This window comes from Cyanobium sp. Aljojuca 7A6, from assembly GCF_024346455.1.
Taxonomy (GTDB): domain Bacteria; phylum Cyanobacteriota; class Cyanobacteriia; order PCC-6307; family Cyanobiaceae; genus Cyanobium.
On the sequence record NZ_JAGQCY010000006.1, the window covers coordinates 73,758 to 98,936 of the forward strand.

Here is a 25,179-nt window from a genome sequence, read left to right on the forward strand (position 1 = left end):
GCGGCCTCGGGGGGTCTAGCAATCTGGTGAATGCAGCGAACTCATAATTCGCCTTAGCCGGGTTCGATCCCCGGGACCCCCATTCCTGACACAAGCTGGCCCATGACCCGGCGTGTGAAGGCGGCGAAGGCTGTGCCGGACGGCGGGGCCTAACCTTCTGCCAACTCACCCCACCGATGCGCTTCCTGGTCCTGGCGATCCTGTTGGCTCTGCTGGCCTTCTTCGCTGCCGGGGAGCTTGCGTTGATTCGCTTGCGGCCCAGCCGGGTCCAGCAGCTTGAAGAGGCCGAGGAGCCCGGGGCTCGTTCCGTGGCCCGATTGCAGCACCGGATGCGCAGTGTTCTGGTGGCCACCCAGCTGGGCTTGGTGTTGGCCTTGCTGGCCATGGGCTGGCTGGCGCGGGGCCTGGCGGAGCAGGTGGCTGGATGGATGGGCCGGAGCGAACAGGCCTGGATTGATGCCGGTGTCTTCCTGGCGCTGGCGCTGCTGGCCACCTTGCTGGGCGGTCTGGTGCCGAAGGCCTGGGTGCTCCACCGCCCGGAGGGCTCGGCCCTGCGGCTGGCGCCGCTGCTGGAATCGCTCACCCGCACCCTGGCGCCGTTGCTGCTCCTGATCGAGCGCTTCAGTGGGGGTTTGCTCCGGCTGCTGGGGTTGCCGCGCAACTGGGACGAGCTGGTGCCGGTGCTCTCGGCCGGCGAACTCGAGACGCTGATCGAAAGCGGCAGTGTCACCGGTCTGATGCCCGATGAACGCAGCATCCTGGAGGGGGTGTTCTCCCTGCGGGACACCTTGGTACGTGAGGTGATGATGCCGCGCTCGGGGATGGTCACGCTGCCGGTGGAGGTGACCTTCGCCGAGATGATGGAGTCGGTCCACGCCAGCCAGCACGCCCGCTTTCCGGTCATCGGCAGTTCCCTCGATGACGTGCGCGGCATGCTCGACCTCAGGCGCCTGGCCGAGCCCATCGCCCGGGGGCTGCTGCGCCCTGAGACGCCGCTGGCTCCCTGGATCCTGCCGGTGGCCCAGGTGCAGGAAAGTGCCTCGCTGGCCGACCTTCTGCCCCTGATCCGCAGCGGACAGCCCTTGCTGGTCGTGGTCGACGAGCACGGCGGCACGGAGGGGCTGGTCACCGTGTCTGACCTCACCGGTGAGATCGTGGGTGAGGACGACAACCCCCTGGAGACGGCCCAGGATCTGCTGCAACTCGCCGACGGCACCTGGTCGGCGGCGGGCGATCTGGAGATCGTCGAACTCAACCGCCAGCTGGGCCTGCAGCTGCCCGAGGCGGAGGGCCACCACACCCTGGCCGGGTTTGTGCTCGAGCGATTGCAGCACATCCCCGCCCCTGGGGAAGGCCTGAGCTGGCATGGCGTCCGCATTGACGTGCTCACCATGGATGGACCCCGCATCGAGCGGGTGCAGATCACCCTCGCCAGCATGGAAGGAACCTGATCATCGATAATGCGCCCATCTGCTCTGCCCCTGCCATGAACCCAGTGCGCGTGGGTGTCATCGGCATCGGCAACATGGGCTGGCACCACGCCCGGGTGCTGAGCCTGTTGCGGGATGCCGAACTGGTGGGCGTCGCCGATCCCAACGAGGCCCGCGGCCGCCTGGCGGTCGAGCAGTTCGACTGCCGCTGGTTCCCCACCTACGAGGACCTGCTGGGCGAGGTGGAGGCTGTCTGCATTGCCGTTCCCACCCTGTTGCACCACCGGGTCGGCATGACCTGTCTGCAGGCGGGGGTGCACGTGCTGATCGAGAAGCCGATCGCGGCCACCCAGGAGGAGGCGGCCGATCTGATCCGCGCGGCCGAATCCGCCCGTCGCCTGCTGCAGGTGGGCCACATTGAGCGTTTCAACCCCGCCTTCCGGGAGCTGCTGCGGGTGGTGGCCAACGAAGAGGTGGTGGTGCTGGAAGCGCGGCGCCACAGCCCCAATGCCGACCGGGCCAACGATGTGTCGGTGGTGCTCGACCTGATGATCCACGACATCGATCTGGTGCTGGAACTGGCCGCCTCCCCCGTGGTGCGGCTGGCTGCGGCCGGTGGCCGCAGCTCCGATGGCCCGATTGACTACGTCAATGCCACCCTCGGCTTCGCCAACGGCGTGGTGGCCAGCCTCACGGCCAGCAAGATGGCCCACCGCAAGATCCGCAGCCTCAGCGCCCATTGCCGCAGCAGCCTGATGGAAACGGATTTCCTCAACCGCAATCTGCGCATCCACCGGCGATCCCACGAGTCGGTCAGTGCCGACCACGGCGAGCTGCTCTACCGCAACGATGGCTTCATCGAGGAGGTGAGCACCACCTCCATCGAGCCCCTCTATGCCGAGCTCGAACACTTCCTTCAGTGTGTGCGGGGCCGGGAAACCCCTGCGGTGGATGGCCTTCAGGCCTCACGGGCCTTGCAGCTGGCCGACCTGATCGAGCAGTGCGTCGAGCAGCCCAACCTCTGCATGGCCCTGAAGGCCCCCATCTAGACGGCCAGCCGCCGGTTCGTCCTCTCCAGGGGGGCCAGCTCCAGGTCGGTGAGTTCCTGAAGGGCCAGCAGTTGCCAGCGGCGGCAGTCGGCGGGGGAGGAGCGATAGAAGAGGTCCCAGGCTTCCGCCTTGTGGGGGCCGTAATCGGCGATCGGCACCTCGGGATGGCACTGCTGCCAGCCCACCCGGACGGCGTGACCGATCACCACGTCAAGGGCGAGGTCGTCGTCGAACTGCACCTGGGGGTTGGCGGCCATGAAGGCCATCAGGGTGAGCAGGGTTTCGATGCACAGCCGGCGGTACTCCGGGGCTTCGATCTTGCTCAGGAGGTGCTCCACCAACATGGCGAAGTTCTTTTCCCCTGGCGTCTTCTCCCGCAGCAGGGGGGCACTCTCCAGGCGGTTGCGCCGCTCCAGCTTGTCGCCGATCACCAGGCCTCGGCAGTGGTGCAGCAGGTCCCAGATGCCTGGGTAGAACTCTTTCGGCACCCTCTGCAGCGCCCCCAGCCGCATGCGGTGCTGCAGCCAGCTGCCGTCCTTCGGCAGTTCGGCCAGGGGATCGGGAACCTCCCAGCGCACCCGTCCGCGCAGGTGCAGCTGTTCCTTGCGCTGCAGGGAGGCCCGCGCATGTTCCACGTCGGCCAGCACGGCCTGGAGCCGGCGGCGAATGGCATGGGGGGGCAGGCTGCAGAGGCTTTCGAAGGCCTCACTGGGGCTGAGGTTGGCCTCGGCCGCCAACTCGCCGGTGAGCAACAGCAGGAACTGGCCCAGCTGCAGGGTGAGGCTGCCGCTGAGCAGATTCACGTTGGAGCGGGCCAGGGCGTCGATGGCCAGCAGCAGCTCCTGCTGGAGCATCCATTCGCGACCGTCCTCGCCACTGAAGCGGCGCACCATGGCGGCGATGGCCAGGCTGCCCTCCGGTTGGCTGAGCAGGGAGTCGTGGGTGTAGTTGCGGCCCACCACCACCTGCTTCTGGCGCAGGAGCAGATCGGTGAGGGCATCCTCCAGCTGAGGGTGCACCAGGCCCATGGCACCGGCGGCGCGGCGCACCACACTCCAGTCGGCATCGGCCAGGCCGCGGCGGTAGACCTCCTCCAGCAGCACCATCAGCCGCACCCCCGGACCGCTGCGGGGTCCCTGCAAGCGGGCATTGGGGCCGAGTCGGCGGCACAGCAGTTCCAGCACCTCCGCCTGCTCCTCCAGCAGGCGGCTGCTCCAGAGCCGATCGACCAGATGGGCCAGCGGGACGTCCTCCAGCTCCTGTTCCTGGCGGGCGGTGAGCGGCTGGTGGCTGGCACTGGCCGGCAGGAGGGTGTGGCCGTCGGGCACCAGATCACAGGCGGCCAGGGCCTGGGGTGGCAGGTCCACCAGGCTGGCCAGCGGCACCAGCTCTTCCAGGGACACCAGGCGCACGGGCACGGAGCCCAGCTGGCCCCGCTGCAGTTCACGGCCCAGGCCCAGGAACGCCTCGGGGTCCCTCCAAAAGGGGCCGGCATGGACCGGCACGAGCAGCAGGGGGGCTCCGGCGCCCCGCCAATGGCGCAGCAGCACCCGCACCTCGGTGGCCACGGTGTCCACCAGCACCTGGGCATCGTCGGCCAGGTAGAAGGTGTCCTCCTCCAGCACCGCCGGCAGGAAGCCGATCAGCTCGCCGTTGTGGCGGTAGAGCCTGGCGGTCGCCTGGGTCTCCATGCGCACGGGTGGATGGCCGGAGAGCCCCAGACGCCCATTGGCGCCCACCGTCGCCAGGCGACGGGCCAGCTCACGGGAACTGGCCACCCGCAGGGGGAGCGTCTCGCCCGCCGGCAGAGGCTGCACCGGCAGGCCGGCCTCCGCCAGGGCCGCAGCGACGCTGGCATCGGCCGGAGCCAGGGCCACCAGCACCTCCTCGGCCCCCGGGGGGCTGGGGTGGCGGCGGCCGGAGGGATCGAGATCGTCGGCGGTGATCAAGCCGTGCAGCAGCAGATCTGACAGCCAGGTGAGGCTCTGGGTCCAGAGCAGGGGCACGTTCTCGTTGGGAACCCTGGTCTGGCTGCCGGGTTGGCGCCGCTCCGCCTCGATCAGCCGCTCTGGTACGAGGTAGAGCTCGGGCAGCAGGGCTTCCCCATCGACCGGCACGCTCAGCTCCTCCAGCTGCTGGCGCCACTGGCGGGCCTCGATCCAGCGGCCTTCGCAGCAGGCGGTGATCAGCTCGTAGGCCAGGAACAGGGGCCACTCGCATTCGATGTGCTCGAACTGGGCCAGCTCCTCCCGCTCGTAGTGGAGCCGGCTCACGTCCTCCAGCACGGTCTGGTGGCCGTCGCGGAGGAAGCGCTTGTAGCCGTAGGAGCCCGCCAGCTCGCTGCGGATCTTCTCCCGGGTGCGCTCCACGAGCGCCGGATCTTCGACGGCCCAGGCGGGGTAGCCGATCACCGAGAGGCAGGCGCTGTCGGCCTCCTTGCTGGCTGACTCCCTCGGCAGCAGGCCCCGCAGGGCGCGCCGCAGCCGCACGATGGCGTCGTGGGGAATGGTCAGGCAACTGCTGCCGTCGCCATGGGGCCCATAGAGATCGAGCCCGATGAGGGTCTCGAGGGCGGCCTTCACCATGCCGATCGAACTGGCGTTGCGCTCCGGCTGACCGTGGTTGCCTTTGTCGCCCCGTTCCCAGATGCCGTAGTCGGCCACCCGGTAGGCGCGTGCCACGTAGTAGACGAGGTTCTGGAGGAAATCGCGCTCGTGGCTGGTCTGAACGATCACCAGCCCCGAGCGGGTGAGCTGGGCCAGCTGCAGCAGGAACAGGGCCGTGGCATCGAGCTGCAGATGGCCCCAGCCGTCGTCAGGCACCACCGGATCTCCCGTGGCCGTGTCGAACTTGGCGTGGATGGCGTCGAGCCGCTCGAGGCTGGTCTTGAAGCGCTCCACCTTCGGCGACTGGCGCATCATCGAGCGCATCAGCCCCCGCATCAGCTGCAGGACCCGCTGTTCCAGTTCGAAGCTGCGGCGGCAGGGTCCCTGCAGGCGGCGGTGGGCCAGGGCCAGCCCCCAGACGCACTGGATCGAGTAGACGCAGTCCCGCACCCAGGCATCGCCGTAGTTGCCGTGCACGGTGCTGGCGGTGCTGGCGGGCAGCAGGCCGGTGATCGGATGCTGCCGGCGCAGGACGACGTGCTCGATCTGGCGGTCCAGCCGCTCAAGAAGGTGGCGGGCCTCCGCCACCCCCCGATCGCCGTTGCACTCCGTGGTGCTCATGGTGGCGTCAGAACGGGGCGAGCCGGAGGCGGCTGCCGAGGAACCAGGCCATAGATTCTCCCCGCCCTCGCCCCATCCCATGGCAGCCCTCGCGACCACGCCGGTTCGTGCCCGCGTTCTGGGCATTCCTGTGAATGTAAGCAACGACGTCTTCGGCGATGCCGTAGCCCTTCACCGGGCGGGAGGCGGCCAGATCGTCACCCTCAATGCGGAGATGACCATGGCGGCCCGGGAGGATCCCGCCCTGGGGGCGGCGATCGAGGCGGCCAGGATGGTCATCCCCGATGGCGCCGGTGTGGTGTGGGCCCTGGGCCTTCAGTCCCATCGCGTTCGCCGCAGCCCCGGCATCGAGCTGGCCCGCCGTCTGTTGGAGCACGGGGCTGCGGTGGGCTGGCGGGTGGCCCTGGTGGGGGCGAGCCCGGCGGTGATGGAGCAGCTGCGGGAGCGCCTGGCCCACGAATTGCCGAACCTGGACCTGGTCTTCGCCGTCCACGGCTACCAGAGCGCCGAGGCCTGGCCTGGCCTCCAGCAGCAGTTGCTGCAGTGCCGTCCCGATCTGGTGCTGGTGGCCCTGGGGGTGCCCCGCCAGGAAACCTGGATTCAGGAGCTGCACGAACCCCGGACCGGCCTCTGGATGGGGGTGGGGGGGAGTTTTGATGTCTGGGCCGGCGTCAAGAACCGAGCCCCGCGGTGGATGGGAGCCCTGCAGATCGAGTGGCTCTATCGCCTGATCAAGGAACCCAGCCGCTGGCGGCGCATGCTCTCACTGCCGGCCTTTGCCTGGGCGGTGCTGTGCGAGCGACGCTGAGCGGGGCGTGCCGTGGGCTGGTCGTTCAGCGGAAGCCGACCGAGGCCTGCCAGACGAAGGCCAGCAGCAGGAAGAACAGGGGGATGATCGGCAGGATGTCCACCAGGGGGCCGAAGGCCTGGTAGGCCTCGGGCAGCTGGGCGAGGGTGTGGGGCGCGGAGCCGGCCAGCAGGGAGAGAGCCATGCCTGGAGGAAAACCATTGCAATGGCCGGAACCTACCACGTGTGGGTGGCCGGGGAGTCGGGCTCCCAGGGAGCGAAATCCTCTGCAAAACAACCCTCGCGGATCGCCTGCGCCATGGCGGTCGTGAAGCGCAGCAGGGTGGTGAGATTGTGCAGGCTCAGCAGGGTGCGGCCCAGCAGCTCGTCGCTGCGGAACAGGTGGTGCAGATAGCTGCGGCTGTGGTGACGGCAGGCCAGGCAGCCACAGCTGGGATCGAGGGGGCCGTGGTCGTGGCGGAAGCGTGCGTTGCGCAGATTCCAGCGCTCCCCCGCCACCAGGGCGGTGCCATGGCGGCCCAGCCGGGTCGGCAGCACGCAGTCGAACAGGTCGAAGCCGTTGGCAACCGCGATCGCCATCTCCCGCAGGCTGCCCACCCCCATCAGATAGTGGGGCCGCTGCTCCGGCAGCAGGGGACCCACCTGCCGGACCACCCGGTGCATCTCTTCGACGGGTTCCCCCACGCTCACGCCGCCCACGGCGATGCCGGGCAGGTCCATCGCTGCCACCACCAGGGCCGAGGCTTCGCGCAGATGGGGGAAGCAGCCCCCCTGCACGATGCCGAACAGGGCCTGGGTGCCCCCGCCGTGGCTGGCGACGCAGCGCTCCAGCCAGCGATGGGTGCGTCGGCAGGCTTCGGCCACGGCCGCTTCGCTGGCGGGATAGGGCGGACACTGGTCGAAGGCCATGGCCACGTCGGCGCCCAGGGCCCGCTGGATGGCCATGGAACGTTCGGGGGTCAGGTCGATCCGCGAGCCGTCCCGGGGGGAGCTGAACACCACCCCGGTGTCGTCGATGCGGTTGATGGCATCAAGGCTGAACACCTGGAAGCCGCCCGAGTCGGTCAACAAGGGTCCGTTCCAGCCCATGAAGCGATGCAGCCCGCCGGCGTCCTCCACCACCGACTCCCCCGGCTGCAGATGCAGGTGGAAGGTGTTGGCCAGCACCATCTGCGCCCCGGTCTCCTGCAGCTGGGGCGTGCTGACGCCCTTGACCGTGGCGGCCGTGCCCACGGGCATGAACCGAGGCGTCTGGACGGCACCGTGGGGGGTGGTGAAGCAGCCGCAGCGGGCCCGGGTCCGCGGGCAGCGGGCGGTGATCGTGAAGTCGAAGTCGAAGGCGATGGCGCCGAACCTGCTCAGCCGTGACGCTAAGCGGGTCTGCTGCGACGCTACGCGGGGTTTCTGCCGCCAGCTCCACCTGCACCGCCGCCTCCTGCCCCCTCCCCCATGCCCCGCCTGAGCGCTCCACCGTGGCTGCGGGATCTGGCCGGAGCCTGGATCTTCTATTCGGTGCTGCCGGCCTGGCCGGCGCCGGCGCCGCGCTTCGAGCGCATCGCCCGCTTCGCGCCCTGGGTCGGTGCCGTTCTCGGCGCCCTGCAGGCCCTGCTCTGGTGGGGGCTGCAGGGACGGGTGCCCCTGGTGGCTCAGGTGGCCCTGGTGCTGGCGCTGGGCCTGTGGCTGAGCGGTGGCTTGCACATGGATGGCGTGATGGACAGCGCCGATGGCCTGGCCGCCGGCGATCGCTGCCTGGAGGCGATGGCGGATAGCCGGGTGGGGGCCAGCGGGGTGCAGGCCCTGGTGCTGGTGCTGCTGCTGCGGACCGCGGCCCTCACCATGCTGGGGACGGCGGCGCCGATGGCCCTGGTCTGGGCGGCCGTCTGCGGGCGGGTGGCGCCCCTGCCCGCCATGGCCTGGTTCCCCTACCTGCGGCCCGGCGGCAGCGCCGCGTTCCACCGGGCCCATGGGGCCCCCCTGGCGATGGAACTGTTGCCCACCCTGCTGCTGCTGCCAGGGCTGATGCTGCTGCTGCCCTGGCAGGGCCTGGTGGCCCTGGTGCCGGCCTTGCTCGTTCCGGTGGCCCTGGGCCGCCGCCTGGGCGGCCACAGCGGCGACACCTACGGGGCCTGCGTGGAGTGGACCGAATCGGTGGGTCTGCTGCTCATCGCCGCGACGTTGAGGCTGGCGGCCGCGGCAGGCTGAGCCGGAAGGCGTTGCCCAGCGCGGGCAGCTCCTCAGCCAGCGCCTGGGGCGGTACCACCAGCTCCAGCTCGCCGCCCAGGCTGCGGGCCAGATCCCGGCCGAGCGCCAGCCCCAGCCCGGTGCCGGGCAGGTCCTGTCCCCGCGTTCCCCGCACGCCCCGCCCGAAAATCGCCTGCCGCTCCTCCATCGCGATGGCCGGCCCGCCATCCCACACCGTCAGGTGGAGCAGCTGGTCGTCGCTGGCCGTGTGCAGGCCCACGCTGGCGCCGTGGGGGCTGTAGCGGAAGGCGTTCTCCAGCAGGTTGGCCAGGATCTCCGCCACCGCGCCGCTGTCGCCGCTCCAGTCGGGCAGGGCCCCGGGGCCCTGCCACCCCCTGCCCTGCAGGGTGGCGGTGGCGGCCGCCCGTTGCAGCAGCGGTTCGAGCAGCCCGGCCAGGGGCTGGCCCTCCGGCCCGCTCAGCAGCGGTGGCAGCAACAGGGGCTGGGGGGCGGTGGAGCCGGCGAGCAATCCTTCGGGGTGGACCAGCTCGCTGATGGCATCGACATAGCGGTTGATCTGGCGCTCCTCGGCCAGCAGGCCCTGCACCAGGGAGCGGTCGTTGTGGTCGGGCCCGAGGCGCCGCAGCAGCAGCTGGCCGAAGGTGCGCAGGGCCGTGAGGGGGTTGCGCAGCTGGTGGAGCAGCAGCCCCAGCTGCTCCTCGCGCTCCGTGAGCTGCTGGCGCAGCTCTCCCCCCTCCAGATCCAGCCGCAGGGCTTCGGTAAGCGCCAGGGCTACGGCCTGTAGCCGCTGGGCGAGGGGGTCCGGCCAGGGGTTGCAGGAGGCCTCCACCTGCAGGGCACCGAGCAGGCGCTGGCCATCGCGCAGGGGCAGCCAGCGCCGCTGTTCGGCGGGCACCCGCAGACGGCTGACCGTGTCGACGGGAGGCAGGGCCCGCTCGTCCGGGGGCCAGTGGCCGACCGGTAGCAGGCTGGGCTGGCCCGTTTCGCCCTGCTGGGTGACGTAGACCACCAGCGACCGGACCTCTGGGCAGTCGATGAACTGACCAAGCTGGAAACCCACCAGGGCCAGAAACCGCTCTGAGACAGGCATCACGACCTGCGGACGGCGTCCGTTCGGGAAATTTCGAAAGGAGGCGTGTCGAAACGCAAAAATAGTTTTAAGCTGTCGGTAACGACCACTACTTCGCAGTCCTCGGACGGGCGGAAAGTTGCAGTCGTAACAGCCAGTGTTGCGCTTCGCTCGCATCCGAGGCTACAGCAGAGGCAGCTGCGTACCGCCTCTGTCCCGGCCACCACCCCTCCAGGGGTTCAGGCCGGCGTTACCGACAGTGATCCTTTCCGACCCTCTTCAGGTCGACAGTCGTGTGGACGTGGACCCGCCATCTCTCCAGGGTGGCGGGCCCGCCATGGCGCTCGTCGTCGGCTTCCGCCGACCCTCGCTCGTCTGCAGCCCCCCCCATTCCACCTTTCGGTCTCCCTTCACAGGGATCCATGCCATGTCCAAGAAGCGCAAGCGGATCAGTCGCCGTCGTCTGGCGGGTCAGCGGGTTCTCGCCCATGTCCCGACCTTCAACCTTGAAACCGGTGCCCATAAACCGGTCACGGCCGCGCGCCGCTACATCGCCGAAACGGAGCTGATGGCTCCGGCGATCCTCAACGTGCGCCGTAACGAGCACACCACCGACCGCTTCTTCTGGGGGGAGAAAGGTCTGTTCAGCGCCCAGTACGCCGAAGAGAACCACTTTCTCTTCCCGTCCCTGCGCCTGATCGTCGACAGCATTGGCGAGGAGGTCCTGTTCGAAGGCCTCGAAGCTCTCGCTTCCGACGACTGGGAGGAGATGGAGGAGTACGAGTACGCCTTCGTCTGATTCCGACGGCTGGCGCCGGGATCAGCTTCCCCGCCAGCCACTCTCGAGAAAGTCCCGCATGGTGACGATCTGGTCGGGATCGATGCAATGGCCGCCTGGAAAGGCAATCCTGCGCACCGATCCCCCGGCCTCGACCAGGGAGCGCTCCAGCGCCTGACTCGCCGCAAAGGGCACCACCGGATCCTGCTCGCCGTGGGTGAGCAGGATTTTTGTACGGGGAGCCCCGGGCTGCCAGTCCGGGTGGGGATAACCGCTGCAGGCGATCAGCCCCGCCAGGGCCAGGGGGGCGCAGGCGTCGGAGCCACAGCCGGTGGCCACGTCGATGGCCATGGCGGCCCCCTGGGAGAAGCCCAGCAGGCTGGTGCGCTCCAGCGGCACCGTGGTGCCCAGGGCCAGCAGCCGCTGCCGCAGGTCCCGGCGGGCCTGGGGCAACTGGGGCCACTCGGGTTGCTGCAGGTCGTACCACTGGCGGCCAAAGCCGGCCGGATGGGGCAGGGGCGCCCGCAGGGCCACCAGGCTCAGGTTGAGGCTGGCGAGATCGGCACCGAGGAGTTCTGTGCCCAGATCGAGCAGGTCATCGGCGTCGGCGCCCCAGCCGTGCAGCAGCACCAGGCGGTGCTCGGCCTGACGGGGACCCGCCCAGAGGGCGGTGCCGTCGTCTTCGCTCAGCTGGGCTTGGGCGGAGGGATCCGTGGGCACGGTGGCGTTCGGCTGTTGCTGCGTAGGTTGGCTCCTCCACTGCCCCTGCCGCCGTCATGGCTCCCACGGCCCTTCTGAGCGTGTCCGACAAGCGGGGCCTGGTGCCGCTGGCGGAGGGGTTGCTGGCCCAGGGCTTTGCGCTGCTCTCCAGCGGCGGCACCGCGGCGGCCCTCGCGGCCGCCGGCCTGCCGGTCACCAAGGTGGCGGAGCACACCGGAGCCCCGGAAATCCTGGGCGGACGGGTCAAGACCCTCCATCCCCGCATCCACGGCGGCATCCTGGCCCGCCGCGATGACCCCGCCCACCAGGCCGACCTGGAGGCCCAGGGGATCGTCCCGATCGATGTGGTGGTGGTCAACCTCTACCCCTTCCGCACCACCGTGGCGGACCCCGGCGTCAGCTGGGAGACCGCCATCGAGAACATCGACATCGGCGGACCGGCCATGGTCCGCGCCGCCGCCAAGAATCACGCCGATGTGGTGGTGCTCACCGACCCCGACCAGTACCCGGCCTTCCTGGACGCCCTGGCGGCCGGCCGGGTCGATGGGTCCCTGCGGCGCCGGCTGGCCCTGGCCGCCTTTGCCCACACCGCCAGCTACGACACTGCGATCGCGTCCTGGATCGAGGGCCGCCTGGCTGATGAGGCCGGCTCTGCCGAGGCCAGTGAAGAGGCTGCCACCGGGGGGGGCGAGCCGCCCCTGCGGCTGGAGTTGCCCTTGCGGCAGGTCCTCCGCTACGGCGAGAACCCCCACCAGAGTGCCCGCTGGTGCGGGGAGGCCAACGTGGGCTGGGGGGCGGCCCGCCAGCTTCAGGGCAAGGAGCTCAGCTACAACAACCTGATCGACCTGGAAGCGGCCCTGAGCACGGTGGCGGCCTTCGGGTACGGCCCCGGCGCCGAGCCGGCGGCGGTGGTGATCAAACACACCAACCCCTGCGGCGTCGCCCTCGGTGACGACGCCGCTGACGCCCTGCTGCGGGCCCTGGATGCGGATCGGGTCTCGGCCTTCGGGGGCATCGTCGCCCTCAACGGGGTCGTGGATCGGGCGGCCGCCGATCACCTGGCGGGGCTGTTCCTGGAATGCGTCGTGGCGCCGTCCTTCTCGGAGGAAGCCCGCCAGCGGCTGGCGGCCAAGGCCAACCTGCGCCTGCTGGAGCTCGACCCCGGGGCCGTGGCAGCGGCCGCCGGGCGCCTGCAGCTGCGCAGTGTGCTGGGGGGTGTGCTGGCCCAGCAGGCGGATGACGGCCCCGCCGATCCAGAGGCTTGGCAGGTGGTGAGCGATCGCCAGCCCAGCGCGCAGGAGTGGCGGGATCTGCGCTTCGCCTGGCAGGTGGTGCGCCACGTGCGCTCCAACGCCATCCTGGTGGCCCAGGGCGGCCGCACCCTGGGGGTCGGGGCCGGCCAGATGAACCGGGTGGGCTCGGCCCGGTTGGCCCTGGAGGCCGCCGGCGACGCCGCCCGGGGAGCGGTCCTGGCCAGCGATGGCTTCTTTCCGTTCGATGACACCGTGCTGCTGGCGGCACGGCATGGCATCACGGCGGTGATTCAGCCCGGCGGCAGCAAGCGTGACCCGGATTCGATCGCCGCCTGCAAGGCCAACGACATGGTGATGGTGATCACCGGTCGTCGTCATTTTCTGCACTGAGGCCGCTGGCAGTTGTAACTTCGTTGGACTCACAGCCGGCCCTGGCCCGGTGGAGTTCCCGCGCGTCATGGTTGCTGCCCTTCCCAGTTCCCTTGCCTTCGGCCTCAACTTCGTGCATCCGCTGTTGATGTGGCTGCTGCTGGGCTTGGCGGGCTATGCGATGTTTCTGGGCATCAAGGCCAAGAAGACCCGCACGGCCACTGCCGAGGACCGCAAGGAGCTGATCAAGGGGCAGTTCGCTAAACGCCACTTCCTTTTTGGCAGCCTGGTCCTGGCCGTGCTGGTGCTCGGTTGCATCGGTGGCATGGCCGTCACCTACATCAACAACGGCAAGCTGTTCGTCGGTCCGCACCTGCTGGTGGGACTGGCCATGGCCTCCCTGATCGCCATGGCGGCGGCCCTGTCCCCCCTGATGCAGGCGGGCAACCTGATCGCCCGCAAAGTGCATGTGGGCCTCAACATGACCGTGATGACGCTGTTCCTCTGGCAGGCCGTCAGCGGCATGCAGATCGTCAACAAGATCCTCACCGCCCCGGCGGCCTGAGACGTCTGAGCCCAGGCCGTCGCCGGAAGGCCCAGGCCCTCAGAACTGCGCCCGGCGCCGCGGTGGGCAAGGGATGCCGTGGCTGGCGTGGAAATCCTCCTGCACTTTCCAGGTGAGCCGCCGGGAGATCTGCCGCACGATCTGGCGCAGCAGATGGTCACCGCTGCTCTGGACCAGGTGGTCAGGGAGGATCGAGAGCATGCCGGGCAGACGCAGCCACACGGCCAGGTCCAGCTGCCAGCGCACCAGGGTGTGCAACATGACCCCATCCACCTCCTCGGTGGACACCTCGGCACCGCTGGCCTCATCGAGGCGCAGCGAGGCGGCGAATTCGACGTCGTAGAGCCCGCGCAGGGACTCGTCCACCTCGGGCAGGGGCACGGTGAGGATGCGGTAGACCCCGGCGGCCTGGGGAAGCAGCTCAAGCCCGATCGTCGGTTCGACCTCGAAGCCGAAGTTGCCGAATCGGCCGAGGGTGAGCACGTAGCCCTGGCTGCCGATCGGCTCGACCGTCATCGGGGCGGCACAGCGGCGGAACCAGCCTTCATGACGGTCGAGGTAGGCACCCACCACGGTGGCCGGGGCCCGCATCTCCATCAGATCGGCGAAGGCACTGGCGTAGCGACGCACGGACGGATCCGACCTCTCCCGCAGGGGTTCGCTCTTGGGGGCCCCTGGATCGTCGGGAGCCTGGTGCAGGGAAGAACCTGCCGCCATCGAGATCTGGGGCGTGCGGTGGGTCAGAGGGGAGCTACTGGAAAGGACCGAGGTTGCGCTCTCCCCGGCGGCCCTGGGGGGGAGAAAAAGCTTTCACGAATGTAAAGCCACCGGCTCGGCCCCGGCTCTGGGCAGGGTCATCCGGGCTGGTGGCTCACTCCTCGCTGAGGCCCACCATGCGCTCGATCACGTCCTCCACCACCCGGTCAGGGGTGGAGGCTCCGGAGGTGATGCCCACCCGGACAGGGCCGGCCGGCAGGAAGGGCTCCAGGGTCTCCAGGGCACCTCCCAGGGGCTTGTGCTCGATGCGGTTGCCAGGCCCGATCCGCTCGGGGGTGTCGATGTGGAAGGAGCGGATGCCCCGGCTGACGGCGATCTCCTGCAGATGGGTGGTGTTGGAGGAGTTGTAGCCACCGATGACCACCATCAGGTCGAGGGGTTCGTCCACCAGGGCGAACATGGCGTCCTGGCGCTCCTGGGTGGCATCGCAGATGGTGTTGAAAGCAAGGAAGTGCTCGTCCAGTTCGGCGGGGCCGAAGCGCTCCAGCATGGTGCGCTCGAACAGCCGCCCGATCTCCTCGGTTTCGCTCTTGAGCATGGTGGTCTGGTTGGCGACGCCCACCCGCGCCAGATCCCTCTCCGGGTCGAAGCCAGGGGAACAGGCATTGGCGAAATGGGCCATGAAGGCCTGCCGATCGAAGGCCCCCTGGCCCCGTTCGAGGATGAAATCACTGACCATGCGGGCCTCGGGCAGGTCGAGCACCACCAGGTAGGTGCCGGCAAAGGAGCTGGTGGCGAGCGTCTCCTCATGCTTCACCTTGCCGTGGATGATCGAGGTGAAGGCGTGCTTCTTGTGCTTCTCCACCGTGTTCCACACCTTCGACACCCAGGGGCAGGTGGTGTCGACGATGTGGCAGCCGCGTTCGTTGAGCAGCTGCATCTCCTGGACGGTGGCGCCGAAGGCGGGCAGGATCACCACATCACCGGTGCCCACCTCGGAAAAGTCCTTGACGTCGTCGTCGACGGGGATGAAACGGACGTCCATCTGGCGCAGATGGGCGTTGACCGAAGGGTTGTGGATGATCTCGTTGGTGATCCAGATCCGCTCGCTGGGGTAGTGGCGGCGGGTTTCGTAGGCCATGGCCACGGCCCGCTCCACGCCCCAGCAGAAGCCAAAGGCCTCGGCCAGGCGGATCTTGAGACGACCGCGCTGCAGCACGTGGCCGTTCTCCCGCAGGCTGGCGATCAGATTGCTCTGATAGGCCTGCTCGAGGCTGCCCGCGACCTCCTCACCCAGGCCGAAGCCGCGGCGGTTGTAGCGATCCGAATGGTGAAGGGAACGCTTGAAGGCACGGGTGTCCACTGGCTATGTCCGGTTGTGCCGACTCTATGGGGGTCGGCGGGGGGGCGGGCGAAAAAAAACCGCGGCCGAAACCGCGGTTGTAAAAAGGCAATGCAGTCAGCGGATCAGTTGGAGGACGACACGAAGTCGGGATAGGCCTCCATGCCGTGCTCGCTGATGTCGAGGCCGACCATCTCCTCCTTCTCATGCACCCGGATGCCGCCGGAGAGGGCGCCAAGGATGCTCCAGAGGAGCCAGGCCGTGACGATGGTGAACACCGCGTAGGCGAAGACACCCAGGAACTGCAGGCCGAGCTGACCGAAGCCCTTGCCAAACAGCAGGCCGGCGTCCTTGTTGAACAGACCCACGGCCAGGGTGCCCCAGATACCACCAACGCCGTGGACGGAAAAGGCGCCGACGGGGTCGTCGATGCCGATCGAGTCGACGAAGCTGACGGCATAGACGACGACGGTGCCGCCGAGGAAGCCCACCACCCAGGCGGCCCACATCGGGAAGCCGTCGCAGCCAGCTGTGACGCTCACCAGGCCGGCCAGGATGCCGTTGATGGTCATCGTGAGGTCAGGCTTGCCGGAGTGGAACTGGGAGATCAGGGTGCCGGCGATGCCGCCGCCGGCGGCGCCCAGGGTGGTGGTGACGGCGATGTAAGGAACGGTTTCGTTCATCGCCAGGACGGAACCCGGGTTGAAGCCGTACCAGCCGAGCCAGAGGATCAGGGCGCCCAGGGTGGCCAGGGCAAGGCTGTGGCCTGGCATGGCCTGGGGCTTGGACTCGACGTACTTGCCGATGCGGGGACCGAGGATCATGGCGCCGATCACGCCCGCCCAGGCGCCAACGGAGTGGACCAGGGTGGAGCCGGCGAAGTCGATGAAGCCGAGCTGGTTGAGCCAGCCATTGGCGTTCCACTTCCAGCTGCCCGCGATCGGGTAGATGATGCCGACCAGGATCAGGGAGAAGATCACGAACTCCTTGAACTTGATCCGCTCGGCCACCAGGCCGGAGACGATCGTGGCGGCGGTGCCGGCGAAGGCGGCCTGGAACAGGAAGTCGACGCTCGGGGTGAGCTTGCCTTCGGTCACCATTTCAGCGGTGACGGTGGGATCAAAGAACAGACCCTTGAAGTGCAGCCAGCCACCGGCGATCGAATCCCCGTACATCAGGGAATAGCCGATGAACCAGTAGGCCGTCACCGCCAGGGCGAAGACGATCAGGTTCTTGGCCAGGATGTTGACGGCGTTCTTCTGACGGCAGAGACCGGCCTCCACCATCGCGAAGCCGGCGTTCATGAAGATCACCAGGAAGGCCGCGATGGCCAACCAGAGGTTGTTGATCAGGAAAGCGGGGGTGAGCTCGGGCAGCTCGGCGGCGTGGGCGGAGAGGTTGAACACGCCCAGGCCGAACAGAGCCAGAGGCACGCAGGCGAGCCAGGTGAGCCCCTCTTGTGAGGAAAGACCACGAACCTTGCGCATTAACAGTGTGGGCGCCTCAAGGAGACTGACCTCTTTGAGGCTTCTCGGTGGTCGAACCCTGGGCTGGTGACTTGAAGCGATCATGGGAACGTGGTGAAGAGAACGTTCGACTTCTGACGCCGAAGTAGGCATCAACAACGACCGACTATCCATGAGGGAGACCCGTTCTAATGTCTGAACTGATACAAAACGTGGCCGAGGGTCCGGGCTGGCTGCGACGCCCGCTGCTCCCAGCTCCTTAAAGATTGCAAAGAGTTCGCATAAATGTTCAGCGTGAACAGTGGAAAGGCGCTAGAAATGCATCAGGCAGGTCCATGTCCCCCCTTTCCGCGCACTGCGCGCCCAGAGCGGGCCCCAGCTCCAGCCTCTCCGTCTCCGCTCCTGTTTCCATGGCCCATTCCGCCCTCTGCTACCGCGGTCTTCCCTACGACCACTCCCACGACGAGCGCCCCTCAGCGGCGCCGATGGAGCACGTCTACCGCGGCCACCACTACGCCTCGCCCCTGCTGCATCAGCCTTCCCACGCCGATGAGGGGCTCGACCTCATCTACCGCGGCACCCATTACCACCCTCACCACGCCTGATCGGCAAGACCGAGAAACGCCACGTCGTTCTGCGTGAAGCCGTAGCGGCAGGGGAGCACCTCCACCCCGGCCGCCACCGCCGTGCGGAACAGCTCCCCGTAGCGGGGGTCGGCGCTGTCTCCGGGCGCGAAGCGGCTGACGTCGCTGCGGCTCAGGCAGGGCACCAGCACCGCCCGGGCCCCTGGCAGCAGGGCCGTGAGCTCCACCAGATGTTTCTGCCCCCGTTCAGTGACCGTGTCGGGAAACAGGGCCAGATCGCCGTCGCTCCAGGTGGTGTTCTTCACCTCCACATAGATGGGGCGCGCATCGGCGGCCCCCGCTGCCGGCGTCAGCAGCAGGTCGATGCGGCTGCGGCGTCCTTCGCCGTAGGGCACCTCGGCCCGAAGGCTGCCGATCGGGCCCAGCCAGGGTTCCAGGCACCCCGCCTCGATCGTGGCCCGTACCAGTCGGTTGGGCAGCGCCGTGTTGACCCCCACCCACACACTGCCGCCGCCATGGGCCTGCACCTCAGCCTGCTCCCAGGTCCAGGCCAGCTTGCGACTGGGTGAGGGGTCGTGGCGCAGGCGCACCCGGCCGCCCGGCCACAGCACCCCGGTCATCGGTCCGGTGTTGGGGCAGTGGGCCGTCACCGTCCGGCCATCGTCCAGCGCCACGTCGGCCAGGAAGCGCTTGTAGCGCTTCAGCAGCACCCCCTCCACCAGCGGGCCGGTGGGCAGCAGGGGCACGGCAACGGTGGCAGGGGCCATGGGGGTCGGGTGCCCGGGGGAGGAGGGCCATACTGCCGTGCGTCCCGATGGGCCTTGCCCAGCCGCCATGGCCCGATCCCTGCGCCGGATAGCCCTGATCGTGGGGGCGGCCACCGCCCTCAGCAAGGTGGCCGGTCTGGTGCGTCAGCAGGTGATCGCCGCCGCCTTCGGCGTGGGTGCGGCCTACGACGCCTACAACTACGCCTACGTGCTGCCGGGCTTCCTGCTGATCCTGCTCGGCGGCATCAATGGGCCCTTCCATAGCGCCATGGTGAGCGTGCTGGCCCGGCGACCGCGCCACGAGGGCGCCCACGTGCTGGCCAGCATCAACACCCTGGTGGGGGCGGGCCTGATCGTCGTCACCTTGCTGCTGCTGGTGGCCGCCGATCCGCTCATCGAACTGGTGGGTCCCGGCCTCGACCCGGAACGCCACGCCCTGGCGGTGCTCCAGCTGCGCTGGATGGCGCCGATGGCCCTGTTCGCCGGTCTGATCGGCCTCGGATTCGGTGCCCTCAACGCCGCCGACGTGTTCTGGCTGCCCTCGGTGAGTCCGCTCCTGTCCAGCGTTGCCGTCATCGGCGGCATCGGCCTGCTCTGGTGGCAGCTGGGCAGCAGCATCACCCTGCCCGCCACGGCGGTGATCGGCGGCGTGGTGCTGGCCGCCAGCACCACGGTGGGGGCGGTCCTGCAGTGGCTGATCCAGCTGCCGGCCCTGGCGAAGGAGGGTCTCAGCCGGCTGCAGCTTGTCTGGGACTGGCGCGATCCCGGCGTGCGGGAAGTGCTGCAGGTGATGGCTCCGGCCACCCTCTCCTCCGGCATGCTCCAGATCAATGTGTTCGTGTCGCTGTTCTTCGCCTCGGGCATGCCGGCGGCGGCGGCCGGCCTGGGGTACGCCAACCTGCTGGTGCAGACGCCCCTGGGCCTGCTCTCCAATGTGCTGCTGGTGCCGCTGCTGCCGGTGTACGCCAGGCTCACGGCACCGGAGGACCGTCCTGAGCTGATCGGCCGCATCCGCCAGGGCCTGATGCTCTCCAACGCCACGATGCTGCCGTTGGGGGCGCTGATGGTGGCGCTGGCGGTGCCGATCGTGGCGCTCATCTATCAGCGCGGCGCCTTCGACCGCGGCGCCGCCGACCTGGTGGGCCAGCTGCTGATGGCCTACGGGGTCGGCATGCCGGCCTACCTGGGCCGGGACGTGCTGGTGCGCGTGTTCTACGCCCTTGGTGACGGCAACACCCCGTTCCGCTGGTCCCTGGCCGGGATCGGCCTCAACGCCCTGTTCTGCTGGGCGTTCACCGGCGGCCCCACCCCTGCCTGGGGGAACCAGCTGCCGATGCTGAACGCCGGCGCCGCCGGCCTGGTGCTGGCCACCGTGGCGGTGAATCTGATCACCTGCACCGGGCTGCTGCTGGCCCTGAGCCAGCGGCTGGGGGGCCTGCCCCTGCGGCTCTGGGCCGCCGACAGCGGCAAGCTGCTGCTGGCCGCGGTGGCTGGAGGAGCGGCCTGCTGGTGGCTCTCCGTGCAGGTGGCCTGGCCCCCGGGCCTGGGGGGGCTGTTCCTGCAGAACGTGCTCTGCGGCGGCCTGGCCGTGGGCCTTTACGGACTGCTGACGACCCTCGCAGGCGTGCCGGAGGCCCGCCAGTTGCTGCAGCTGGTGCGCCGCCGCTCCTGAGGGGCCCTACGTGAGCTTCACCTGGCGGTCCTCGCGGACCTGGACGGGAATCTCCAGATGGGAGCGGCCGATCATCTTCGGGCCGTCGATCGAGACGATCCTGGCTTCGATGCCGAAATCCCGGAAAGCCGTCTCCAGTTCCTGGATCAGGGCCTTCTCCACCTGGGCCTCCGCATCGACCACCTTGCCGATCAGACGCCCGCCGAGCCTGCCGATGCGCTGCCGCACCACGTCGCGGGCATTGGTGACTTCGATGACCAGCACGACCCGCCTGCGTGGGGCGTCACCTTATCGGCAGACAGGCCTTCCAGCAGTGGATGTCAGCAAAAGGGTTGCAGCACGTCTTCGAGATCCCTCAACTGGCCGGCGGGCACCAGTCGCGCCAGGGGCAGGCGCGTTGCCCCGCCGCCGATCGGCACCTGTACCGCCTCGAGGGCCTGGCGGGCACAGACCTCGGCGCCCTGGTCGAGCCGGGCGGCACATTCGATCGCCAGGGTCTGGGCCAGGCCCGCATCGCCCAGATACAGATGCCAGCCGGCCACCTGCACGTACAGCCGATCGGCGATCGCCCGGCTGAGTTCCTCGAGGTCGGCGGCGGCAATCGTCATGGCTGGGGTTGGGGGCGTTGCAGCACCACCACGCTGCCATGGAGCAACAGCAGCCCGGCCCAGCCGACCGTGAGCCATCCCAGGTGGGACCAGGGGTGGCGCATCCCCTGGACGAACCAGAGGCCGCTGTTCACGGCGGCGAACAGGGCGGCGTGGAGCGTGAGATTCACGATCCGCGCGAAATGTCGATAAGTGGGATCGTCGGGATCAGCAGGCCCGTACCAGCGAATCGGCATGGTGGGAAAGTCCGCCGCAGGCGGTGGTGGCGCTCTGGAGCGGACCCTATCGGGGCGGGGGTGGCAGGGGCGTTGTTGACGGATCGGCACCCCATGGGGTGAGAATGACCTGGCAGGCGCTTGTAGCTCAGCGGATTAGAGCATCTGACTACGGATCAGAGGGTCGGGAGTTCGAATCTCTCCAGGCGCGTTCCCTTTCACACCGCCCTCCGGGGCGGTTTTTTTTGGCCACGGGCCGGGGGCCCGCGCCCGGGGCCCGGTCAGCCCAGCGCCTTTTGCCTACGATCAGTCCCAGACTCAGTAGCCCCATGGCGGACCGAATGGATCACGGCATTGCCCCTGCGCCCATTGACAGCCCCCTGGCCAGCGGCGATCCGGCGATCGCCGCCCTCATCGAGAAGGAGCTGCGGCGCCAGCAGACCCATCTGGAGCTGATCGCCAGCGAGAACTTCGCTTCCCGGGCCGTGATGGAGGCCCAGGGCTCCGTGCTCACCAACAAGTACGCCGAAGGCCTGCCCCACAAGCGCTACTACGGCGGCTGCGAGCACGTCGACATCATCGAGGAGCTGGCGATCGCGCGGGCCAAGCAGCTGTTCGGTGCCGCCTGGGCCAACGTCCAGCCCCACAGCGGCGCCCAGGCCAACTTCGCTGTCTTCCTGGCCCTGCTCGAGCCCGGCGACACGATCCTGGGCATGGATCTCTCCCACGGCGGCCACCTCACCCACGGTTCCCCAGTGAACGTTTCGGGCAAGTGGTTCAAGGCCGTCCACTACGGCGTCGACCCCGAAACCCATCAGCTCAACTTCGACACCATCCGCCAGCTGGCCCTGGAGCACCGGCCGAAGCTGATCATCTGCGGCTATTCCGCCTACCCCCGCACGATCGATTTCGCCGCCTTCCGCGCCATCGCCGACGAGGTGGGCGCCTACCTGCTGGCCGACATGGCCCACATCGCCGGCCTGGTGGCCTCCGGGGTGCACCCCAGCCCCCTGCCCCACTGCCATGTGGTCACCACCACCACCCACAAGACCCTGCGGGGCCCCCGGGGTGGCCTGATTCTCTGCAACGACGCCGACTTCGGCCGCCAGTTCGACAAGGCTGTCTTCCCCGGCTCCCAGGGTGGCCCCCTGGAGCACGTGATCGCTGCCAAGGCCGTGGCCTTCGGGGAAGCGCTGCAGCCGAGCTTCCGCAGCTACAGCCAGCAGGTGGTGCGCAACGCCCAGGCCCTGGCCGAGCGGATCCAGGAGCGGGGCATCGCCGTGGTCTCCGGCGGCACCGACAACCATCTGGTGCTGCTCGACCTGCGCTCCATCGGCCTCACCGGCAAGCTGGCCGACCGCCTGGTGAGCGATGTCAACATCACCGCCAACAAGAACACGGTGCCCTTCGATCCGGAGTCCCCCTTCGTGACCAGTGGCCTGCGCCTGGGCAGCGCCGCGCTCACCACCCGCAGCTTCGATGCCGAGGCCTTCCGTGAGGTGGCCGATGTCATCGCCGATCGCTTGCTGCATCAGGACGATGCTGCCGTCGAGCTCCGCTGCCGGGAACGGGTGGCTTCCCTTTGCGGGCGCTTCCCCCTCTACGGGCGCCAACGTGAGCTCCAGCACGCCTGACGGACCCGTTCGCCCGTAACGTGGCGCCTACAGGTCCGCTGCTTTCCGGCCCGCCGTTGTGACCCTCGCCTACAGCCCCAACGCGGCGGCCTTGATCACGGCCACGGCGGCGGCCCTGCTCACGGCGCTGATCGTGCCGGTGGTGAGGGGGCTCGGCCTGCGCTGGGGGCTGGTCGATCCGCCCGATGAACGCAAACAGCACACCCTGCCCATGGTGCGGCTCGGTGGCATGGGCATCGTGGCCGGCTTCAGTCTTTCGCTGGCCTGCACCTGGGCCTTCGGCGGCTTCGCCGAGCTGCCGCCGGACAAGGACCAGCTCATCTGGACCACCCTGGCGGGGGCCCTCTGCTACTTCGTCATCGGCCTGGCCGATGACCTGTTCGCCCTGCCCCCCCTGCCCCGCCTGGCCGGCCAGGTGCTGGTGGCTGCGGCGGTGTGGAACCAGGGCGTGCGCATCGGCAGCATCGACCTGCCGTTTGGCCTGGGGGACTCCATCTCCTCGCTGCCCTTGCCGGAGGGGCTGAGCCTGCTGGCGACGGTGGTCTGGCTGGTGGGGATCACCAACGCGATCAACTGGCTCGATGGCCTGGATGGGCTGGCGGCCGGGGTGAGCGGCATTGCGGCCGTGGGGTTGCTCTCGGTGAGCTTCAGCCTCAGCCAGCCCGCCGCCGGCCTGCTGGCGGCGGCCCTGGCCGGCAGCTGTCTGGGGTTCCTGCGCCACAACTTCAACCCCGCCCGCATCTTCATGGGGGATGGCGGCTCCTACTTCCTCGGCTTCGCCCTGGCGGCGATCAGCATCGTCGGGCCGGCCAAGCGGCTCACAAGCGTCAGCCTGTTGCTGCCCCTGTTGATCCTGTCCCTGCCCCTGGCCGACATGTCAGCGGTGATCATGGGCCGCCTCAAGGCCGGTCGCTCGCCCTTCTATCCCGATCGCCGTCACCTGCACCACCGGCTGCTGCGGGCCGGCTTCAGCCATCGCCGCACCGTGGTGGTCATCTATGCCTTCACCCAGTGGCTGGCGTCCATCGCCCTGGTGCTGGCCAATGCCGAGATGCGTTTCCTCTGGCTGGCCCTGGCCACGGCGGTGCTGATCGCGGTGCTCGTGGTCTGCCGCCGGCAGATGCAGCAGGAGGCCAAGTGAACGGGTCCCCCGGCAACCCCGGGGTGGAGGTGCTCTGCATCGGCACTGAGCTTCTCCTGGGCAACATTGTCAACGGCAATGCCCGCTGGCTCGCCGAACAGCTGGCGGCCCTCGGGGTGGTGCACCACCGCCAGCAGGTGGTGGGCGACAACCGGGAACGGCTGATCGAAGCGGTGCGCCAGGCCTCGGGCCGCTGCCGGGTGCTGATCACCACCGGCGGCCTGGGCCCCACCCCCGACGACCTCACCACCGAAGCGATCGCGGCGGCCTTCGGCGCCGATTTGGTGGAGCACGGCGAGATCTGGGCGGCGATCCAGGCCCGGATCACGGCCCGGGGCCGCAGCGTCGCCGCCAGCAACCGCAAGCAGGCCCTGTTGCCGCGCGGTGCCGCTGTGCTTCCCAACCCCACCGGCACCGCGCCCGGGATGATCTGGACGCCGGTGCCGGGGTTCACCGTGCTCACCTTCCCCGGGGTGCCCAGCGAACTGCGGGCCATGTGGGAGGCCACGGCGGCGCCCTGGCTGCAACAGGCGGGCCTGGCGGGCGGGGTGTTCGCCAGCCGCATGCTGCGCTTCTGGGGCGTGGCCGAATCCGACCTGGCGGAGCGGGTGCAGGACCTGCTGGCGCTGGAGAACCCCACCGTGGCGCCCTATGCCGGCGCGGGGGAGGTGAAGCTGCGCGTCACGGCCAGGGCCGCCGATGGGGCCGCTGCCGCCGCGTTGCTGGCCCCGGTGGAGGCGGAACTGCGCCGCCGCGCCGGGGCCAGCTGTTTCGGCGCCGACGGCGACAGCCTCGCCTCGGTGGTGTTGGCGGAGTTGCGGCGCCGCGGCCAGACCCTGGCGGTGGCGGAGTCGTGCACCGGAGGCGGCCTCGGTGCGGCCCTGGTGGCGGTGCCGGGGGCCTCAGAGGTGTTTCTCGGTGGGGTGATCGCCTACGCCAACGCCGTGAAGCAGGACCTGCTGGGGGTGCCGGCCGCGCTGCTTGACGCGCATGGAGCCGTGAGCGACCCGGTGGCCGAGGCCATGGCGGCAGGGGCACGGCGCCTGACGGGGGCGACATGGGCCGTCGCTGTAACGGGCATCGCCGGGCCCGGGGGGGGCACCGAAGAGAAGCCCCTGGGGCTGGTGCACATCGCCATCGCCGGCCCCGATGGCTGCCGCAGCGAGGCAGTGCGCTTCGGCCGTGGCCGCGAGCGGACCTGGATCCAGACGCTCACGGTGGGGGAAAGTCTGAACCGCTTGCGGTTACGGCTGAACATTGCGGCCATCTGATCGGGCGCCATCGGAACATCTGCTGCCCCGGCCGCCAACGATCACGAATCCTGTGGCATGGACTTTTCCCCCCTGCCTGCCACTTTTCCCCCGAAAGGCGGGGGGTTTTCCACAGGCCGCAGGAGCCTGGTGGTAGCTGCCGGAGGGGTCCTCGCGGCTTGTTGCGGGAAAGGGCTTCCCCCCTTGACCGGACGCATCCCCGCAGGCAGTTCCGATCGCCGGCTCCGACCGGTGGCCGGGAAACCGCCCCCCGCCGTGATTCTCAGCGGCGGTCCCTTGGGACCGGTCCGGT

25 protein-coding genes and 2 tRNA genes are annotated in these 25,179 nt (G+C 69.2%); 15 read left to right on the forward strand and 12 right to left on the reverse strand.

What is annotated here, in order from left to right; all coding sequences use genetic code 11:
- Nucleotides 1-9 precede the first annotated feature (9 nt).
- The 3 genes from KBY95_RS07160 to KBY95_RS07170 all read left to right on the forward strand — a co-directional run bounded on the left by KBY95_RS07160 (nt 10) and on the right by KBY95_RS07170 (nt 2,479).
- Nucleotides 10-82: transfer RNA gene (locus KBY95_RS07160), tRNA-Ile, on the forward strand.
- Nucleotides 83-176: 94 nt separating this feature from the next.
- Nucleotides 177-1,451 carry a hemolysin family protein gene (locus KBY95_RS07165; protein WP_254964277.1) on the forward strand — a complete coding sequence of 425 codons (1,275 nt, stop codon included), beginning with the start codon at nt 177-179 and terminating at the stop codon, nt 1,449-1,451.
- A 35-nt stretch (nt 1,452-1,486) separates the two neighbouring features.
- Nucleotides 1,487-2,479, forward strand: a complete 993-nt coding sequence (locus tag KBY95_RS07170; protein ID WP_254964278.1) for a Gfo/Idh/MocA family protein — start codon at nt 1,487-1,489, stop codon at nt 2,477-2,479.
- On the opposite strand, the gene KBY95_RS07175 is transcribed toward KBY95_RS07170, so the two are convergent.
- Nucleotides 2,476-5,706: a glycoside hydrolase family 15 protein gene (locus tag KBY95_RS07175; protein WP_254964279.1), complete on the reverse strand. Its 3,231-nt coding sequence runs from the start codon at nt 5,704-5,706 to the stop codon at nt 2,476-2,478. The two genes, KBY95_RS07170 and KBY95_RS07175, sit on opposite strands and share 4 nt — an antisense overlap.
- A 79-nt stretch (nt 5,707-5,785) precedes the next feature.
- Here KBY95_RS07175 and KBY95_RS07180 point away from each other — a divergent pair, with 79 nt between their 5' ends.
- On the forward strand, nt 5,786-6,514 hold the full coding sequence (locus tag KBY95_RS07180; RefSeq protein WP_254964280.1) for a WecB/TagA/CpsF family glycosyltransferase: 729 nt from the start codon (nt 5,786-5,788) through the stop codon (nt 6,512-6,514).
- A 25-nt stretch (nt 6,515-6,539) separates the two neighbouring features.
- On the opposite strand, the gene KBY95_RS07185 is transcribed toward KBY95_RS07180, so the two are convergent.
- Together KBY95_RS07185 and tgt are read right to left on the reverse strand one after the other, a co-directional pair.
- On the reverse strand, nt 6,540-6,698 hold the full coding sequence (locus KBY95_RS07185; RefSeq protein ID WP_106220981.1) for a photosystem II reaction center protein K: 159 nt from the start codon (nt 6,696-6,698) through the stop codon (nt 6,540-6,542).
- Nucleotides 6,699-6,730: 32 nt separating this feature from the next.
- Complete coding sequence (gene tgt, locus KBY95_RS07190; protein WP_254964403.1) at nt 6,731-7,858, reverse strand: tRNA guanosine(34) transglycosylase Tgt; 1,128 nt, start codon at nt 7,856-7,858, stop codon at nt 6,731-6,733.
- Between tgt and KBY95_RS16390 the strand changes: the two genes are divergently transcribed.
- On the forward strand, nt 7,752-7,976 hold the full coding sequence (locus KBY95_RS16390; RefSeq protein WP_254964410.1) for a hypothetical protein: 225 nt from the start codon (nt 7,752-7,754) through the stop codon (nt 7,974-7,976). The two genes, tgt and KBY95_RS16390, sit on opposite strands and share 107 nt — an antisense overlap.
- Nucleotides 7,964-8,716 carry an adenosylcobinamide-GDP ribazoletransferase gene (locus KBY95_RS07200; RefSeq protein ID WP_254964281.1) on the forward strand — a complete coding sequence of 251 codons (753 nt, stop codon included), beginning with the start codon at nt 7,964-7,966 and terminating at the stop codon, nt 8,714-8,716. The genes KBY95_RS16390 and KBY95_RS07200 overlap by 13 nt, the downstream gene beginning before the upstream one ends.
- Here the strand turns inward: KBY95_RS07200 and KBY95_RS07205 are convergent.
- Nucleotides 8,676-9,806 (reverse strand): sensor histidine kinase KdpD, encoded by a 1,131-nt coding sequence (locus KBY95_RS07205; RefSeq protein ID WP_254964282.1) that lies wholly within the window; start codon nt 9,804-9,806, stop codon nt 8,676-8,678. The genes KBY95_RS07200 and KBY95_RS07205 overlap by 41 nt on opposite strands.
- Before the next feature lie 406 nt (nt 9,807-10,212).
- Here KBY95_RS07205 and KBY95_RS07210 point away from each other — a divergent pair, with 406 nt between their 5' ends.
- The gene (locus KBY95_RS07210) at nt 10,213-10,584 is read left to right on the forward strand and encodes a DUF3155 domain-containing protein (RefSeq protein WP_216907583.1); all 372 of its coding nucleotides are present in this window, start codon (nt 10,213-10,215) and stop codon (nt 10,582-10,584) included.
- 21 nt (nt 10,585-10,605) lie between these two features.
- Here the strand turns inward: KBY95_RS07210 and KBY95_RS07215 are convergent, their stop codons facing one another.
- Nucleotides 10,606-11,283 (reverse strand): alpha/beta hydrolase, encoded by a 678-nt coding sequence (locus KBY95_RS07215; RefSeq protein WP_254964283.1) that lies wholly within the window; start codon nt 11,281-11,283, stop codon nt 10,606-10,608.
- 56 nt (nt 11,284-11,339) lie between these two features.
- Here KBY95_RS07215 and purH point away from each other — a divergent pair, with 56 nt between their 5' ends.
- Nucleotides 11,340-12,926, forward strand: a complete 1,587-nt coding sequence (gene purH / locus KBY95_RS07220) for a bifunctional phosphoribosylaminoimidazolecarboxamide formyltransferase/IMP cyclohydrolase (protein ID WP_254964284.1) — start codon at nt 11,340-11,342, stop codon at nt 12,924-12,926.
- 67 nt (nt 12,927-12,993) lie between these two features.
- Nucleotides 12,994-13,470, forward strand: coding sequence for a DUF4079 domain-containing protein (locus tag KBY95_RS07225; protein ID WP_254964285.1), 477 nt, complete (start codon nt 12,994-12,996; stop codon nt 13,468-13,470).
- Nucleotides 13,471-13,509: 39 nt separating this feature from the next.
- Here the strand turns inward: KBY95_RS07225 and KBY95_RS07230 are convergent, their stop codons facing one another.
- From KBY95_RS07230 to KBY95_RS07240, 3 genes are all read right to left on the reverse strand, one after another.
- Nucleotides 13,510-14,187 carry a DUF1997 domain-containing protein gene (locus KBY95_RS07230; protein WP_254964286.1) on the reverse strand — a complete coding sequence of 226 codons (678 nt, stop codon included), beginning with the start codon at nt 14,185-14,187 and terminating at the stop codon, nt 13,510-13,512.
- Between the two features lie 154 nt (nt 14,188-14,341).
- Nucleotides 14,342-15,550 carry a 4-hydroxy-3-methylbut-2-enyl diphosphate reductase gene (locus KBY95_RS07235; RefSeq protein ID WP_254964287.1) on the reverse strand — a complete coding sequence of 403 codons (1,209 nt, stop codon included), beginning with the start codon at nt 15,548-15,550 and terminating at the stop codon, nt 14,342-14,344.
- Between the two features lie 104 nt (nt 15,551-15,654).
- Nucleotides 15,655-17,100 carry an ammonium transporter gene (locus KBY95_RS07240; RefSeq protein ID WP_254964288.1) on the reverse strand — a complete coding sequence of 482 codons (1,446 nt, stop codon included), beginning with the start codon at nt 17,098-17,100 and terminating at the stop codon, nt 15,655-15,657.
- Nucleotides 17,101-17,405: 305 nt separating this feature from the next.
- Between KBY95_RS07240 and KBY95_RS07245 the strand changes: the two genes are divergently transcribed.
- Nucleotides 17,406-17,600, forward strand: a complete 195-nt coding sequence (locus tag KBY95_RS07245) for a DUF4278 domain-containing protein (RefSeq protein WP_254964289.1) — start codon at nt 17,406-17,408, stop codon at nt 17,598-17,600.
- On the opposite strand, the gene sfsA is transcribed toward KBY95_RS07245, so the two are convergent.
- On the reverse strand, nt 17,588-18,346 hold the full coding sequence (gene sfsA / locus KBY95_RS07250) for a DNA/RNA nuclease SfsA (RefSeq protein WP_254964290.1): 759 nt from the start codon (nt 18,344-18,346) through the stop codon (nt 17,588-17,590). The two genes, KBY95_RS07245 and sfsA, sit on opposite strands and share 13 nt — an antisense overlap.
- Before the next feature lie 67 nt (nt 18,347-18,413).
- Between sfsA and murJ the strand changes: the two genes are divergently transcribed.
- On the forward strand, nt 18,414-20,018 hold the full coding sequence (gene murJ, locus KBY95_RS07255; RefSeq protein ID WP_254964291.1) for a murein biosynthesis integral membrane protein MurJ: 1,605 nt from the start codon (nt 18,414-18,416) through the stop codon (nt 20,016-20,018).
- 6 nt (nt 20,019-20,024) lie between these two features.
- Here murJ and KBY95_RS07260 read toward each other — a convergent pair whose 3' ends face one another.
- The 3 genes from KBY95_RS07260 to KBY95_RS07270 are packed head-to-tail and all read right to left on the reverse strand — an operon-like array spanning nt 20,025 to nt 20,862.
- Nucleotides 20,025-20,282 (reverse strand): cytochrome-c oxidase, encoded by a 258-nt coding sequence (locus KBY95_RS07260; RefSeq protein WP_254964292.1) that lies wholly within the window; start codon nt 20,280-20,282, stop codon nt 20,025-20,027.
- Between the two features lie 56 nt (nt 20,283-20,338).
- The gene (locus KBY95_RS07265; RefSeq protein WP_254964293.1) at nt 20,339-20,626 is read right to left on the reverse strand and encodes a DUF3181 family protein; all 288 of its coding nucleotides are present in this window, start codon (nt 20,624-20,626) and stop codon (nt 20,339-20,341) included.
- Nucleotides 20,623-20,862, reverse strand: coding sequence for a hypothetical protein (locus tag KBY95_RS07270; protein ID WP_254964294.1), 240 nt, complete (start codon nt 20,860-20,862; stop codon nt 20,623-20,625). Before KBY95_RS07270 ends, KBY95_RS07265 begins: the two co-directional genes overlap by 4 nt.
- A 116-nt stretch (nt 20,863-20,978) precedes the next feature.
- Between KBY95_RS07270 and KBY95_RS07275 the strand changes: the two genes are divergently transcribed.
- The 4 genes from KBY95_RS07275 (at nt 20,979) to KBY95_RS07290 (ending at nt 24,887) form a co-directional block, all read left to right on the forward strand.
- Nucleotides 20,979-21,052: transfer RNA gene (locus KBY95_RS07275), tRNA-Arg, on the forward strand.
- Nucleotides 21,053-21,182: 130 nt separating this feature from the next.
- Nucleotides 21,183-22,475: a serine hydroxymethyltransferase gene (gene glyA, locus KBY95_RS07280; RefSeq protein WP_254964295.1), complete on the forward strand. Its 1,293-nt coding sequence runs from the start codon at nt 21,183-21,185 to the stop codon at nt 22,473-22,475.
- 58 nt (nt 22,476-22,533) lie between these two features.
- Nucleotides 22,534-23,616, forward strand: a complete 1,083-nt coding sequence (locus KBY95_RS07285) for an MraY family glycosyltransferase (RefSeq protein ID WP_254964296.1) — start codon at nt 22,534-22,536, stop codon at nt 23,614-23,616.
- Nucleotides 23,613-24,887, forward strand: coding sequence for a competence/damage-inducible protein A (locus KBY95_RS07290; RefSeq protein ID WP_254964297.1), 1,275 nt, complete (start codon nt 23,613-23,615; stop codon nt 24,885-24,887). The genes KBY95_RS07285 and KBY95_RS07290 overlap by 4 nt, the downstream gene beginning before the upstream one ends.
- The last annotated feature ends 292 nt before the right edge of the window (nt 24,888-25,179 follow it).

Coding starts and splice junctions, on each gene's coding strand:
- sfsA (WP_254964290.1), bottom strand. CDS start 18,346: ATGGCCCCTGCCACCGTTGCCGTGCCCCTGCTGCCCACCGGCCCGCTG.
- KBY95_RS07270 (WP_254964294.1), bottom strand. CDS start 20,862: ATGCCGATTCGCTGGTACGGGCCTGCTGATCCCGACGATCCCACTTAT.
- KBY95_RS07165 (WP_254964277.1), top strand. CDS start 177: ATGCGCTTCCTGGTCCTGGCGATCCTGTTGGCTCTGCTGGCCTTCTTC.
- KBY95_RS07185 (WP_106220981.1), bottom strand. CDS start 6,698: ATGGCTCTCTCCCTGCTGGCCGGCTCCGCGCCCCACACCCTCGCCCAG.
- KBY95_RS07240 (WP_254964288.1), bottom strand. CDS start 17,100: ATGATCGCTTCAAGTCACCAGCCCAGGGTTCGACCACCGAGAAGCCTC.
- purH (WP_254964284.1), top strand. CDS start 11,340: ATGGCTCCCACGGCCCTTCTGAGCGTGTCCGACAAGCGGGGCCTGGTG.
- KBY95_RS07200 (WP_254964281.1), top strand. CDS start 7,964: ATGCCCCGCCTGAGCGCTCCACCGTGGCTGCGGGATCTGGCCGGAGCC.
- KBY95_RS07265 (WP_254964293.1), bottom strand. CDS start 20,626: ATGACGATTGCCGCCGCCGACCTCGAGGAACTCAGCCGGGCGATCGCC.
- KBY95_RS07180 (WP_254964280.1), top strand. CDS start 5,786: ATGGCAGCCCTCGCGACCACGCCGGTTCGTGCCCGCGTTCTGGGCATT.
- KBY95_RS07245 (WP_254964289.1), top strand. CDS start 17,406: ATGGCCCATTCCGCCCTCTGCTACCGCGGTCTTCCCTACGACCACTCC.
- KBY95_RS07210 (WP_216907583.1), top strand. CDS start 10,213: ATGTCCAAGAAGCGCAAGCGGATCAGTCGCCGTCGTCTGGCGGGTCAG.
- murJ (WP_254964291.1), top strand. CDS start 18,414: ATGGCCCGATCCCTGCGCCGGATAGCCCTGATCGTGGGGGCGGCCACC.
- glyA (WP_254964295.1), top strand. CDS start 21,183: ATGGATCACGGCATTGCCCCTGCGCCCATTGACAGCCCCCTGGCCAGC.
- KBY95_RS07225 (WP_254964285.1), top strand. CDS start 12,994: ATGGTTGCTGCCCTTCCCAGTTCCCTTGCCTTCGGCCTCAACTTCGTG.
- KBY95_RS07175 (WP_254964279.1), bottom strand. CDS start 5,706: ATGAGCACCACGGAGTGCAACGGCGATCGGGGGGTGGCGGAGGCCCGC.
- KBY95_RS07230 (WP_254964286.1), bottom strand. CDS start 14,187: ATGGCGGCAGGTTCTTCCCTGCACCAGGCTCCCGACGATCCAGGGGCC.
- KBY95_RS07170 (WP_254964278.1), top strand. CDS start 1,487: ATGAACCCAGTGCGCGTGGGTGTCATCGGCATCGGCAACATGGGCTGG.
- KBY95_RS07205 (WP_254964282.1), bottom strand. CDS start 9,806: ATGCCTGTCTCAGAGCGGTTTCTGGCCCTGGTGGGTTTCCAGCTTGGT.
- KBY95_RS16390 (WP_254964410.1), top strand. CDS start 7,752: ATGAACCGAGGCGTCTGGACGGCACCGTGGGGGGTGGTGAAGCAGCCG.